This window comes from Alicyclobacillus sp. CIJ1 (genome assembly GCF_057538885.1).
Genome location: NZ_BAAJPH010000003.1, coordinates 1 through 13,601, shown reverse-complemented (window position 1 = coordinate 13,601; position 13,601 = coordinate 1). Strand labels below are relative to the sequence as shown.

Sequence of the window (13,601 nt, the reverse complement as noted above, 5' to 3'; positions counted from 1 at the left end):
CGTTTTAGTCTATAACAAAGCACGTGGCCTGCTAGTGTTTGCGCCACCAGCAGGCCCTTCTGTCACATGGACGATTGTCACATGGACTATTAAGTTCTTCGGTTGTGGTTTCATTATACCCCATTGACACTCCGATGCAACACCATGTGGCCGTCCATGTGACACCCATATCATGCTAGGGGTGATACGCATGGACGCTGTAACACACATACATACTCTCCATGGCGATGCTGATGGATACATAACCCTCGCCAAGCGCGATGAGTATGGCCGCTGGCGGCAGCGCCACTACAGGCCTAGCGAGCTTGCTCGCGCCATAAGCGACTGGACAGGCCTCGATGTTTACTTCTCGCAAAACACTTTCTACATACCTTCCCGCAAAGTGGAAAACATACGGCAACTGCGGGCGCTGTACGTCGATGTAGACTGTCACCTATTTAATCTATTGCCAGAATACATAGTATACGAATTGGAACAGGATTGGTTTCGGAGTAAGATACCAGAGCCAAACATCATCCTCTACTCCGGGCGCGGCCTCGCGCTTATTTGGCTTATCGAGCCTGCGCCCGCCGCTGCGCTACCCTTATGGCAGGCCATACAACGCCACTTGTTGGCGCAGCTGCGCGAGTATGGCGCGGACGCTAGGGCAGTGGACGCCGCGCGGGTATTGCGCATTGCGGGCAGCATCAACAGCAAAAATGGCGCAGTGGTACGCGCGTATTATCGCCACGATTACAGGCCAAGCCTGCGCGAAATCGCGGATGAATACCTGCCCCCGCTCACACCACGTAGAGGGCGTCCAGCAACGCGCACAAGATGTATCTCGCATAAGCTATTCACGCTGTATAGCCTGCATTACGCGCGATTTATGGACTTATTGCGACTGTGTGAGCTGCGCAAATACCACATGACGGGATATAGAGAAACCACGCTGTTCCTCTACAGATATTGGTTGTGTTGTTACTTAGAGGACCCAGAAAAAGCGCTTGAGGATACGCTAGACCTCAACAGCAAATTCACTGAGCCATTACCTGAATCCGAAGTTCGACGCGCCACCCAGAGCGCCGAAAAAGCGTGGCATGCGCGAAATGATGCCGAGGCTAATCGTATAGCGCAAGAGATGGGCTACCCGGGCGCTGGGTACAATATCTCGAACGCGAAAATCATCGAGTGGCTTGATATTACCGAAGAGGAACAACGGCATTTGCAGACCATCATTGGTGCAAACGAGAAACGCCGCCGGAATCGAGCGCAAGCGGAGCGATACCGCCGCAAGAACGGCGCTGTACCGAGAGATGAATATCTCACCGTTCAAGCGAACAAAACCGCTGAAATGGTGCAGAAAATACGTCGGGCTATCGAAGAAAATCCGTACATCACGCGCAATGAACTTGCAGAGTTGCTTGGAGTTACACCACAAAGGATCAGTCAGTTAAAGAAGTGTCTGTAAACGAAAATGGTCCGTCACTTTATATTAGGGGGGCGAAGCTCCCTGGCCTCTGGCCTATAGCAAGTCCTTGAACTCTTTTTGAGTGAGGCCAGCCTGGTTTAGGATGCTGTTGAGCGTTCCCCTTGCGACGGATTTGTGCAGTGGCACGATGACTTTTCTGCCTTGGTCGTTTGTGAGTTTCACGTGACTGCCTTTTTGACTGATGATGTGGAAGCCTTTTTTGCGCAGTGCTTGTATCACTTCAGTTCCGGATACGGTCGGGAGATATGGACTCATGATTAAACCTCAATAGGCGCAATGATAGGCGCGTTTGTTTCGATGGGTTGTTCTTCGTCCTCTAAGTACAGTTCGATGGCCTCTTTCAAATTTGTTATGGCCTCGTCGATGGTATGTCCTTGGCTCGCCACGTTGATTTCTAAGCATCGAGCTACGTACCATTCATCCTCTTTCGTAATTGCGGCAGTGAGTCGCATATGTTGCACCTCCTGTTCTTTGAGTATACGCAAATGTAACGGATTTGAGCAGGCAGCAGCAGCCGGGCGGCCGTGTCAAGTTGTCGTAGGGGAGGACCTCACCTCTTAGGCTGCACTTAGGCTGGTTAGGCAATCGTGAATGAAACTCTCGCGAGCTCACGAAGCACATACTTCACCCATGGTCGGTCCGCACGCGGACCGACTAATGCTGGCATGTGTTTTTCTAGCCAATTCGCCGCCTCTTCGACCCGCCGCGCGATCTCCACCTCGTTCGCTGGCTTTGTTCTCACCGCCACTTTCGCCTGCATTTCCGAACGAGAAGGTGTTTTTGCCCGCAGAGACTCGTGATTGGCGCGCGCTGCAATGAGCCGCATGAGCGCATCCGCCCCTGACTTGCTCCAACGTGCCCCATGGCGCTTCATCCGTCGCGCCACGTGGTGGAACACCTGACCCTCTATCGCACCCAGACTCACCACGTCACCATCGCTCACAATGCCTTGCCAATTCTTCTCCATGTATGACTTCAGCTTCGAGATACGCTGCTTCTTCGCACCTTCGCTTTGGCTCTCCATCTTCGTCAGGACTTTTTCAACCCGTGACCAATCCCCGGTTCCTACCGCATCCCATACCTTCCGGTAGGCCTGCGTTTCCCGCCCCAAGGCCCCAGCTATTGCGCGCCGTAGGTGAAAGGGGTCCAATCGATATCGAGCTCCAGGGAGCATTTCGACGCCCTTCTTCGCCCATTCCGCGCCGTCTGCACCAAGCCAACACCGTTTCACACTGGCCCAGTCCCACACGCGCCCAAACGATGCCACTGCCCCTTCCCAGAAGCGTTCGGCTTCCTCAGTCCCCACAACCACCTGTCGATTCATCAGGGCGCGCCGCTCACGCCCTTGTTCCTGCTTGCCTTCATACGCCACGGCCACTTTCAGTTCGAAGTGTGACTGGCCATCTTCCTCCCTGCGCCCGCGCACATACACGCCATCCGCTTCCACAAAGAGCGTCTCCGCTTTTCGTGTTCCCGCTGGCACTTCCCCTTGTTTGAACACCTTCTCGCGCTCCAACTCAGCTCGGGCGCGCTTCTCCCCTCGTAAACGTCAACCGAACTACACCTTGACTCATGTGTCAGGCGTGGGGCTGAGCATCCGCCCGGCTCCGCACGAGTGCTAAAGGACTCGTGCTTCCATACGAAAGGCCCGCCGTCGCCGGCAGGGCCTTCGCTGATGAATTTGAAATTTCACCTCTTCACTCGAATCCCTTCCGGGAGCCCTTCTGACCAGGGCAACAATGCCTCGAACGCCGCCTCATCCATCAGATCCATATTCGGCATCCGTTCAAAGAGGTACGTGAGATACACGGTCGGATTCAGTCCGTTTTCCTTCGCTGTCTCCACGATGCTGTATGTCACAGCACTGGCTCGCGCTCCACGCGGCGTATTGGCAAAAAGCCAGTTCTTCCGCCCGATCACAAACGGCTTTAATGACCGCTCGCAGCGGTTGTTGTCGATCTCCAAATGCCCGTCTTCGACATACCGAATCAGCTTCGGCCACTGCTTCAGGCCATAGCTCACCGCTCGTCCTAACGCGCTCTTCGGCAACATCTGCTGTTCCTGCTTTTCAAGCCATGCCAAAAACGCGTCCAGGATGGGCTTACTTTGGGCCATCCGCACACGTTGCCGCTCTTCGGCACTTGCGTTCTTCAGCTTCTTCTCCACCGCATACAGCGCGTTGCAGAAGGACAATCCTTCTTCGGCAGCCGTCTTGCCCTTTCGCTCCTTGGGAGGCACTGCCTTGAGGGCTTCGTCAAATTTCCGCCGCGCATGCGCCCAGCATCCGACAAGGGTGACATCCGGCAAGCCCTCATACCCCGCGTATCCATCCACGTGCAGATACCCTTGAAACCCTGCCAAGAACCGCCGCGGATGGTCCGCACTTCGCGTTTCCTGGTAATCGTACAGGACAATGGGTGGTCCATTCATACTGCTGCGATATACCCACATGTACGACTGGGTCTGCGCTGCGCGCCCGGCTTCATGTAACACTTGTAGGGTCGTTTCGTCCGCATGTAGATAGCGCTGAGCCAAGAGCACTTGGCGCAATTTCGCATAGAGCGGCTCTAACCACGTCTCCGCCGCGTGCACCACCCAATTCGCCAGCGTTTGGCGGGACAGCGGATACCCGTGCCGCGCAAACTGTTGCTCTTGCCGGTACAATGGCATCCCGTCGACGAACTTCTTCGTCATCACGTATGCCACCGCTTCTGGCGTCGCGAGACTCTTCGCCTGCACCGGCTTCGGCATCGGCGCGCGCACCACAGGGGTCTCCACGTCCTGCGCTTCACAGTGTCGGCAGGCGTACACGTACCGCACGTACTCGACTTTTTTCATCTGCGCCGGGATGATTTTCACGCGCCGCGTGATCTCACGGCTCATCTCATGCAGCTCACCCGCACATTCTCGTCTGCCTCGCCCTGATACAGCCAGGCGTCACGCTCCCGTGCCGCACGAGGCTTCCGGCGCTCATACGTGATGGTCTCCGTCTCCACGCCTTCCGACGTCGCGTCCGTATCGCTTTCCTCGGTCTCCTCAGAAGCTGTGGCGTCCGCCTCGACTTCGGCTTCGTTGAACAGCGAGAGCTGGACGCTATCCGACTCCGCCTGGGTCTTGCGGCGCTTTTCACTGGAAGCCCCAAACAGACGATGACGGAGCAGATGGATTTGCTCCTCCAAGTAGGCCACCTGTTGGCGCAATTGCTCCTTTTCTCGCTGAAGGGCCTCGTATTCTTGTTCGGTCATGGTGATGGTGCCGTTCTCGTGGGTCATGCCCTAAGCATTCGACAACGTGGATCCGATTCCTCCTTGTCCCGTTCAAATGGCAGAACGGACATGCACGGCTCGATGCGCCTTCGGCTGCTCGAGCGGCAGGCCATCCAGGAGCCAGTTCAGCTCGCGCCGTGTGATCACCATGGTCTTGGCATCGCCAGTCTCTGGCCAATCGAATCGACCGCGTTCTAAGCGCCGATAGTACAGCCAAAATCCATTGTGCGACCAGTGCAAGATTTTGAGCTTGTCCCGTTGCCGATTGCAGAAGACAAACAGGCATGGCGAAAACGGATCGAGTTGAAACGACGCCTGGACGAGCGCGGCGAGTCCGTCAATGGATTTGCGCATGTCCGTGGCGCCGCAGGCGAGATAGACGCGGTGATCCGAAGTCCAGTCGAAGGCTAGCAAACACGCATCACGAGCCGAATGAGCTCAGCAAGCGTCGAGGCGTCGTAGCCGGGACGGACGTCAATCTCGACCGAACCAATGCGCAGGGTCAGGGGCGAACGGCTTACATCCGAAGGTGATGAGGTTGTCACGACCGACACGAACGTCGTGTCGTGCGTGCCAGGTGCGGTTTCGTTTCGTAGTCGGCGAAGCCAGTACCAGAACTGATGGGGTTTCAGACCGTGCTCAGCGCAAAACTGACTGGCGGACTGGCCGCTGTCGTAGAAGGCAGCGATCCGTTCACGCCAAAGTTCACGACGCTCCTGGTGAGACATGTGCTCTCGCATACAAGAACCCTCCCGTGGCTTGTTGATGACATTTTCAAGCGACGAGAGGATGAAAGCCATGTGGGTCTCAGTTTACGCTTACCTCCCCTCCGAGCCTCTGCACCTCTTGCCAAATCGCCATCGCGCTGATGTCTGGCACCCACGTCTGGAGAATCTCTGCCGCACGCCGATACGACACATCTAACGCCAGCGCTACAGCTTGGTCTCTCAACTTCCCGCTCAATCGACGACGGGGCTCAAACCCTGCTACCTCATCCAACAGAAAACGGCGCTCGCCCGTCTTTCGGTTGCGGTAGTAACGCCGACGATATGTAATCTCTCCCAGGGTGGACACGATCGTCCGTGGTTTACACTGAACCAGTTCCCACTCATTTCGGTCACGCTCCGCCGCCAGCTTCTCGTCCCAAGCTTCAAGCACCGACGTGATCACCACGGCCCCCAAATCGGTCAGCGCCCTCGAAACCTCTTCCTCGAGCACCGCAAAATCCCCTGGACGTTGCGACAGCCTGGCGGCGATCATCACGAGCAACAGGAAACTTGCATAGCTGCGTCGAATGTCCAACATAAGAGACCTCACCTCTTCATCCGCGCTGCAACGCGGGTTGTTTTTGTGGTCAGTGAGGTCTCTTCTCTTTGTCCCCGGAAAATCCTCCCGAGAGCAGCCCCTACTCAAACTTTATACGCTCCGTTGCGCGACAAGGGGCCGTGTCAAGTTTGATTTGAGTAGACGTCCATGTCGATGTTCGACGCCACGGGATGATGAAAATGGCATCGCGTCTAGACGATGATGGATGAACATCCGCCATCTGCATACGATTTGGTCCGGCACATGGAAATCGTAGGGGTCTGTTTGCCTATTTTCACGGTAGGGGGCGGCTAGCCCCCGTCCTCTCACACCACCGTACGTGCGGGTCCGCATACGGCGGTTCATGAAACGCGAGGTACGCCCGGTCTAGGAGCGTGTTGTCGTTCGATCTCAACTGCTTAGTCCTGGATCTGTGCGGTCTCAACATCACGCTCCCTCGCTTTCATGCACGCAGCTTATCCCGCAACAGATTCGGACTTTCGCCGGCCTGGATGGAGAGGAATACCTTCGGTGATAATCTCTCGTACGAGCACCTCCTCGGCGTTCCGCATGTGTCGCGGAGGCGGTACAATTCTTTTTCCTCTTCTACCGAACAAGTCATTCTGCAAAAGGCTCGGATAATTGATGTTATAATATCCTCGCATGATAGATCTCGTTCTACCGGGGTGTTTGCGTTGTTGTCCAAAGGCGAATTAAACACATCATCCATAAAAATAGATAAGTTGAGAAATAAAATACTCGAGGGCGAAATAAAGATCCCGCCTTTCCAAAGGGGATTTGTGTGGAAGCAGGAGCAAGTAATTGACTTACTTGACAGTATCTATAATGACTTCCCAATTGGGAGTATCCTGTTGTGGGAAACGAATGAGGAATTGCCATCCAGCCGAAATATAGGGGGATTTAAGCTACCTGATAGTAAACCAAATTATCCTGTAAATTACATTTTGGATGGGCAACAGAGGGTCACGACGATTTTTGGTGTGTTCTGTCAAGGATTAGAGCAGGACCAGTCAGACTTCGACGCTGATATAAGTTTATTTGACATTTATTTTGATCTGGACGATAAAAAATTTGTTCATAAATCCAAGGTGAATGCTACCCATACAAATCTTGAGTTAAGATTATTGTTCGACAACTATCAATTTAATAATGAGATTAGGAACTACGACGAGGACAAGTCCAGGCTTGCTACTGAGTTACAATCACAATTCCAAAACTATGAAATACCAACTGTAACTATTAAAAAGAGAGAGACGACTGAGGTAGGAATCATTTTCGAAAGAATTAATAACAGAGGAACGGAATTGTCGCCACTGGACCTTATGATTGCATGGACTTGGAAAGAAGATTATCACCTGAAGGAAGTATTTGATGATATTTTCGATATGTTGGAGACAAGATCGTTCGGTAACATAAAAGAAAAAATCATTCTGCAATGCTTTGGCTCAATTATTGACAAAACAACCATAACAAGTGAAGTTCTACAACTGAGTCCGAGTGAAGTCAGAGACAAGACGGAATTGGTTAAGCAAAGCTTAGAACAGGCTATTGACTTCATTTCTACACAATTCAACGTGAAATCTGATGATTTCTTACCGAAAGCACAACAAATTGTTCCATTAACGTATCTGTTTTCACGGACAAATCATCTGAACGATCAACAGAGCGATGCCGTGAAGAAATGGTTCTGGAGGACTACGTTTTCCAATCGATACTCATCGGCTACAGACGAAGCAATGAACGGAGACATCGCCTTCTTTGACAAGATATTAAATAATGACTATGACGATTTGCGCAAATATGAATCCAACTTTACTGGTACACAGATAAGAAACCAAAAGCTTTCCAAGTCCAATCCGCTTGCCAGAGCAATACTTCTTCTGTTTGCACAGTTTAGGCCGCGGGATTTGACCAACGGAAATGCTATTGATTTAGGGAATGCTTTATCGTCGTATAACAGAAAAGAATATCATCATGTGTTTCCAAAGGCATATTTGAAGAGCAAGGGTATACCCAATGACAAGATTGATGTCATCTGTAACTTCTGCTTTCTTCCGGCTAGTTCAAACAAGTTGATATCTGATAAAGAACCGTCTGACTACTTTTTCAATATCGTATCCAAGGAACGCTTCAAAAGTATTCTAGATAGCAATCTTCTTCCTACTGAAGAATCTATTTACAGAAACAATGATTATGATTCGTTTATTGACAAACGGATTAAGAGGATCGAGCAGGCGATAAAGTTGTTAACTGGTGAATGAAACGGAAGGGGCAGGTTGAACTGCCCTTACATTTTTGTGTAGTGCTACAGGCCGAAAGATACAGGCGCAAGAAGGGTGCAGTACCACGCGAAGAGTACCTTGCCGAAGTGGAGAAACGCCGTCAGGAAGCCGTCATGTTGCGGCAGGAAGGTCTAACGCAAAAGGAGATTGCCAAACGCTTAGGGATTACTCAACAAGCCGTAAGCAAGCTGCTACGTGATTCCAAATGGCGAGCCGTTGCGCGACAAGGGTCCGTGTCAAGTTTGAGTAGTTTGAGTAGACAAGCCGAGGAACGTCGTCAGGAGGCCTTGAGATTGCGGAGTGAGGGCATGAGCTACAGACAGATCGGGCAAGCGCTTGGGCTAAGCCATGAACAAGTAAGGCGGCTCGTCAACCAATCCAAGAATTAGGTGTCACATGTTGTGCTCTTTATATTTAGGGGGGCTTCAGCCATGGCGAAGCCTTATGTCCCCCTCCTCCACACACACCACACCCACACACTACGCCACACCAACGCACCACATTGGGGCTGTGGTGGTGTTGCCCCCCCATGTAAGCGCTTTATTTTGGCGTATAAGGTCATGCAAATGACATGGACGTAGGATATAACCTGATGGAGCAGGTGAGGGCGAGAGAGGGCGATTAGGGGCGCTTTCTGCCCATAGCCCTTGCGTGCGTCCGTTCTGCCATCATTTTGCCCACGACCTTTCGGTAGTACTCCAGTGTCGGGCGATCGATTGTCCATCCTGTCATGTCGCCCGTGTGCAGGCTGGTGTCCATTTCTGCGAGCAGCTTGATCAGCTCCATGTCACTCATATGCTCAAATTGCCTGCGCACAGCCTGTTCCTTTGCCGCCTCTCGTTCGGCGGCCTGTTTTTTGTTCTCATGTGATTTCAGATGGCTTTCGAGCAGCCATGGAATGGCTGTCTCGATGAGTTTTTCTGGTGACGCAAATCGGTATCGTGGCCCTCGAAACGGGCAAATGTACGGCCTTGCCCCATGGCCTGTACGTAGCCTTGTGTGTTCTTGTGTGTCGTCGGGGAAGAGTGCGCGCATGAGACTGTCATACGCCAGGGCGCGTACAATGGGCGCATAGCTGTTCTTGTCCGCTGCTTCCCAAATCGCCTGCACTTGGTCGCGGGTTAACTCACGTGCTGGAGGCTCTAATCGTTGGCGCAGGGCCTCGTTCTCGCGCTGCAATTCCTCGATCCTGGCCTGCAAGACGGTGATTTCCGCTTGTGCATGAGCTAACTCCCGTTGCAGTCGCCGTATCGTGTCTGGTGTGTCCTCTTGTGCGCCTTGTGGCAATTGACGCCCGAAATACTTGCTCACCCGCTTGCCGTCAATGGTCTTTGTTCCGTACCAATACGGGCCATGGCCTCTTCCCGCCGCGCACACGCGGCAATTCGGCTTTCCGCACTTGCGATACTGCGCCACCACGCTCCACCCATCGTATTGCATGACGCCCACCCCTGCCTTGTGGTCTTGTGTGCAATGATACCACAAGACAGGGTGAGCGCAATGGGCGAAAGGGTGTAAGTATTAGCTACGCCCTTCTCTCTCTCCTAGGAGCAGGCGGCGGGAGTGAGCGCCCTGCTCAAGTGCTCGAATGCGTGTTGCAATGTGTTGGTCGAGCCATCGCCACGCACACCACACAGTGCGGTTTGGGTCGCGATGAAAGCGAGCAAGATCATGGTTGCACCTCCACATGTGAGCCTCCTTGAGTTTTTCAAAAACTGGATAAAATCACGCGAGCGTTTGATAGGCGGCGATGGAGGGGAGGGCTATCCACCCGCCCTTCCATAAAGGGTGTGGAATCCGCTCACGCCCTTACGCTTCTCGGTGCGCTTGTGCTACTACGGCTTCACGCTCACGCTTCGGCAGGTTCCCCGTGAGAATCGCGATGCGTGCGTCGGGCAAGACTTTATGCAGCATCAGCGCCAACGTCTCTAGGTGCTCGATGCGCTCACTGAGCACCAGGCTGTAATGCCCCGGAGGCTCACAGCCATGGCCCGAGACGAACGGCGCAACAGTCTGATTGTGCGCACTATCGTTCACACAATACTCAGCTATATTCGGGTAATCGTTTACACAAGAAACACACAAGACAGTCACAATCCTATGCTCGCTGCTGCGTTCTCTGCAAACAGACTGCTCTTTCGGATGTACCTGCGAACCATAGTCGTACTCTTATGGCCTGTCTGGGCCATAATCGCCCGCTCGCTTACCCCTGCCATGGCTGCGGATGTCGCGAGGCCTGCGCGCAGGCTGTGGCCAGCATACTTCGACGGGTCGAGGCCTGCGGCTTCAGCGCACCGCTTGACTACCAGCGCCACGGCCTTATCGCTGAGCCGTGAGACCTGCACTTGCCCATGGCGGTTGATGGGCCTAAACAGCGGGCCTGTGGTGATGCTTGAGGCCTCCAGCCAGGCCTGTAGCGTGCGTACAGGGCAGGTCTCTGGATTGGAGCCATACGGGATACCTACATCGCGACCTTGCCCTTCCTGGTCTGTTTTGCTGCGTCGCAGATGCACCACCAGGCCGTCGCGGGTAAACTCCACGTCTTCGACGTTCAGGGAGACGAGTTCCGAGCGTCGAAAGGCTCCGGCGAAACCAATCAGCAAAAGGGCTCGGTCGCGTACACCCAGGATGGTATCCGGCAACGTCTGCACCATGGCGCGAATATCGTCTGTGAGCACGGGAGCTTTACCCTGCTGAGCCGTCCCATGCGTCCTGCGAATGCCCTGCCACACGCTGTGCAGGGGTTCCTCTCTGGTCGATATACCACCATAGCTAGCGGCCTTGTGCGCTTGGCTAATGGCGGCGAGACGGCGCTGAAGGGTGCTGACCTTGCAGTGGTCTGCCATGGCCGTTAGATAGCGAGCAATGGTCTCCGGCGTGGCGGGCAGGGGCGTTAGGCCGTTGGCCTCACACCAAGTCGCGAAATGATTCCAGTCACTGCGGTATGCGCGCACGGTGTTTGAGGCCTTAGACTGGGTGATATACTCTTTCGCCTTTTGGTCAATGTTGGTAAGGTTATTATCTAACGCCATTTCCTTGCGTGGTACAAGGTATTCCATGGTTGGTTCCTCCTGTTCATTTCTAGATTCTGATAATGAAACCTTATCGGAAGTTAGAATAGCATACCATCGTTCGTTTGTCTATAAGTTCGTTCGAACGTTCGTTAGATGGTTAATTCGTAACATCGAACGTTTGTTAGCAGGAGTATGAGAACCAAAGAGCGAATATACGTTTTTTAGGGAGGTGAGGCAGTGGGGATTACCGTGAGTTTCGGAATTCAAAAAGGAGGTGTAGGTAAGACCACGACCACGGGGATAACGGCCTGGCTGTTATCGCGTTCACACCGCGTGCTGGCCGTGGACTTCGATTCGCAGGGGAATTTGACGCAGTTTTTGACGGGCCGAGACATTTACGACTTCACTGGCAAGACGGTGTTGCAAGCCATACAGGAGCAAAATCCACGCCCGTACATTACGACGATAAGCGACACACTACACCTGTTGCCAGCCGAGGACTTTCTCGCAGGTCTCGGGATGTGGCTGCATCGCGAGTATAGCGGCGATTATCGAACTGCCCTGCGGGATACGCTGGCCAAGGTAAAGGATGAGTATGACTATATCCTGATTGACCTGCCCCCGAACCTAGGCGAGCAAACGACCAACGGGCTGGCCGCTAGTGATTACGCCGTGGTGCTCTTGCAATGTGAGCCGTTTTGCTATAGCGCCTTAGACCGATACATTGAGTTTGTCTTGGCAGTCAAAGAGAAGGTCAATCCGGGCCTTGTGATAGCAGGTATCCTACCTGCCATGCTTGATGCGCGGACAAGCCTAGACCATGCTGTCCTAGAGGATGCGCGTTCGGAGTATCAGGAGTTTGTCTTTGATACTGTTATCAGACGTAAAGCGCGTATCAAGGAGTACGCCGCTATTGGCATACGGGATGCCACTAAGGTGGACCGCGAGGCCTTGGAACAGTATGAGTCGTTTGTACGGGAGTTGGTGGAACGTGTCGAAAGCCGATATGCTGCGCAACAGTCTCAAGCCAGTGAGTGAGAACGAAGGTGCGCACCAAAGCGCACACGAGCAATTGTTGGAACCTATCAAGGAAACATCGAGCGAATTTACGAACGTTCCTTCGTCAAAGAAGGTGGAGCGCCGACGTTACTGCTTTGATTTACGTCCGGAGCTTCATCGACAGTTGAAACTACAGTGCATTATGGATGAAGCCAACATGTACGAAGTCGTGGAAATGCTCATTGAGCGATACTTAAACGAACGTAGTAAGGAACGAACAAACGAACGGAGGTGAGAACGTGCGTTGGAATGAGGTGCGCGAATTATTCCCAAACCGTTGGATGCTACTCAAGATGCTTTCATGGCGGCGGGAAGCGGATGGGATACACGTCGAGGATATGGCCGTTATACGCCCATTGACTGATGGGAAAGAGGCCACGCAAGCCATGCGGGAGTGCGGAGATGGAGTGTTCATCTATCACACTGGACAGAACGAAGTGATTATCCCCATCCATCGCGTGGCAGGCGCGCTGAGGGTCGCGAAATGAAGCTAGAGTATCGCGATGGATTGTTATTCGTCACCATGATACTCTCCGTCTATGGTCAATCTAAGGCCATCCCAAACATGCTCCTTGATACGGGGGCTGCGCACTCGGTGATTGACCTGGACTTGGTTGAGGATATGGGCATCGCCGCTGACGATGAAGATGTGTTTGTGTACATGGAGGGCATCGGAGGCCTTGAAGTATCGTTACACAAGCTTTTAGAAGGCCATGTTCAGCTTGGTGAGTACACAGTCCCGATACACTCGATGGATTTTTCGCGTGACTTCGCGGCCAAACATGGCGTAAGCGGTCTGCTCGGCACCGATATTCTGGTCTCTGGCCGCTTTGTTATCGACTTGGCGACTATGGAGCTTAGGGGTAAATGAACGTGGATTTTGCGCGGATTCAACGTGGCTTTATCATGTCGCGTTGAATGTGAAAATGCGCATGTGATGAGGATTTAAGCACTGAATTAGTTCCATATGGAGGGGGACGCAATGGCGAAGAGCCGAAACCTGGATACCATCATGAAGGAAATGGAAGAAAAACTCGCATTGTACGAACTCGAATGGAGTGAAGTACGCGACGCGCTGATGCAGGCCTACTTAGCTGGCGTAGAGGATGGCGCACGCCGCGCACTCATGGCGCGCTAACGACCATACGCATCGCCCCCGCCGAGGGACTTGCATTCCCCGGCG

The 13,601-nt window shown here is 53.2% G+C and carries 13 protein-coding genes and 3 pseudogenes; 6 read left to right on the top strand and 10 right to left on the bottom strand.

The genetic code is table 11. The features are described 5' to 3' along the window. Window positions 1–190: 190 nt before the first annotated feature. Complete coding sequence (locus AC27E8_RS00080; RefSeq protein WP_487097084.1) at window positions 191–1,450, top strand: replication protein; 1,260 nt, start codon at window positions 191–193, stop codon at window positions 1,448–1,450. Between the two features lie 54 nt (window positions 1,451–1,504). Here the strand turns inward: AC27E8_RS00080 and AC27E8_RS00075 are convergent, their stop codons facing one another. From AC27E8_RS00075 to AC27E8_RS00045, 7 genes and pseudogenes are all read right to left on the bottom strand, one after another. After that, a complete protein-coding gene (locus AC27E8_RS00075; protein ID WP_487097082.1) occupies window positions 1,505–1,726 on the bottom strand; it encodes a type II toxin-antitoxin system HicA family toxin in 222 nt (73 codons plus the stop codon). Window positions 1,727–1,728: 2 nt separating this feature from the next. Next, window positions 1,729–1,923: a type II toxin-antitoxin system HicB family antitoxin gene (locus AC27E8_RS00070; RefSeq protein ID WP_487097080.1), complete on the bottom strand. Its 195-nt coding sequence runs from the start codon at window positions 1,921–1,923 to the stop codon at window positions 1,729–1,731. A gap of 125 nt (window positions 1,924–2,048) precedes the next feature. Next, window positions 2,049–3,020: pseudogene (locus AC27E8_RS00065) on the bottom strand (ISLre2 family transposase); the annotation flags it as partial. A 140-nt stretch (window positions 3,021–3,160) separates the two neighbouring features. Beyond that, a pseudogene (gene tnpC / locus AC27E8_RS00060) lies at window positions 3,161–4,743 on the bottom strand (IS66 family transposase). Between the two features lie 45 nt (window positions 4,744–4,788). Continuing rightward, window positions 4,789–5,151, bottom strand: a complete 363-nt coding sequence (gene tnpB / locus AC27E8_RS00055) for an IS66 family insertion sequence element accessory protein TnpB (protein ID WP_014463250.1) — start codon at window positions 5,149–5,151, stop codon at window positions 4,789–4,791. Continuing rightward, window positions 5,145–5,477: an IS66 family insertion sequence element accessory protein TnpA gene (gene tnpA / locus AC27E8_RS00050; RefSeq protein ID WP_206880040.1), complete on the bottom strand. Its 333-nt coding sequence runs from the start codon at window positions 5,475–5,477 to the stop codon at window positions 5,145–5,147. The genes tnpB and tnpA overlap by 7 nt, the downstream gene beginning before the upstream one ends. Window positions 5,478–5,550: 73 nt before the next feature. Then, window positions 5,551–6,042, bottom strand: a pseudogene (locus AC27E8_RS00045) (UPF0236 family transposase-like protein); the annotation flags it as partial. Between the two features lie 698 nt (window positions 6,043–6,740). Here AC27E8_RS00045 and AC27E8_RS00040 point away from each other — a divergent pair. Then, window positions 6,741–8,324 (top strand): GmrSD restriction endonuclease domain-containing protein, encoded by a 1,584-nt coding sequence (locus tag AC27E8_RS00040; protein WP_487097077.1) that lies wholly within the window; start codon window positions 6,741–6,743, stop codon window positions 8,322–8,324. Beyond that, a complete protein-coding gene (locus tag AC27E8_RS00035; RefSeq protein WP_487097076.1) occupies window positions 8,321–8,734 on the top strand; it encodes a helix-turn-helix domain-containing protein in 414 nt (137 codons plus the stop codon). The genes AC27E8_RS00040 and AC27E8_RS00035 overlap by 4 nt, the downstream gene beginning before the upstream one ends. A 232-nt stretch (window positions 8,735–8,966) precedes the next feature. On the opposite strand, the gene AC27E8_RS00030 is transcribed toward AC27E8_RS00035, so the two are convergent. The 3 genes from AC27E8_RS00030 to AC27E8_RS00020 all read right to left on the bottom strand — a co-directional run bounded on the left by AC27E8_RS00030 (window position 8,967) and on the right by AC27E8_RS00020 (window position 11,404). Next, on the bottom strand, window positions 8,967–9,785 hold the full coding sequence (locus AC27E8_RS00030; RefSeq protein ID WP_487097074.1) for a DUF6788 family protein: 819 nt from the start codon (window positions 9,783–9,785) through the stop codon (window positions 8,967–8,969). A 369-nt stretch (window positions 9,786–10,154) separates the two neighbouring features. After that, entirely contained in the window at window positions 10,155–10,382 is a 228-nt protein-coding gene (locus AC27E8_RS00025; protein WP_487097072.1) for a hypothetical protein, read from the bottom strand. A 53-nt stretch (window positions 10,383–10,435) separates the two neighbouring features. Continuing rightward, the gene (locus AC27E8_RS00020; RefSeq protein ID WP_487097071.1) at window positions 10,436–11,404 is read right to left on the bottom strand and encodes a site-specific integrase; all 969 of its coding nucleotides are present in this window, start codon (window positions 11,402–11,404) and stop codon (window positions 10,436–10,438) included. Window positions 11,405–11,596: 192 nt separating this feature from the next. On the opposite strand from AC27E8_RS00020, the gene AC27E8_RS00015 reads away from it, so the two are divergent. The 3 genes from AC27E8_RS00015 to AC27E8_RS00005 all read left to right on the top strand — a co-directional run bounded on the left by AC27E8_RS00015 (window position 11,597) and on the right by AC27E8_RS00005 (window position 13,556). Further along, window positions 11,597–12,397, top strand: a complete 801-nt coding sequence (locus AC27E8_RS00015) for a ParA family protein (RefSeq protein ID WP_487097069.1) — start codon at window positions 11,597–11,599, stop codon at window positions 12,395–12,397. A 505-nt stretch (window positions 12,398–12,902) separates the two neighbouring features. Continuing rightward, window positions 12,903–13,289 (top strand): retropepsin-like aspartic protease, encoded by a 387-nt coding sequence (locus AC27E8_RS00010; RefSeq protein WP_487097067.1) that lies wholly within the window; start codon window positions 12,903–12,905, stop codon window positions 13,287–13,289. Between the two features lie 111 nt (window positions 13,290–13,400). Beyond that, complete coding sequence (locus AC27E8_RS00005; protein WP_487097066.1) at window positions 13,401–13,556, top strand: hypothetical protein; 156 nt, start codon at window positions 13,401–13,403, stop codon at window positions 13,554–13,556. Window positions 13,557–13,601 lie beyond the last annotated feature (45 nt).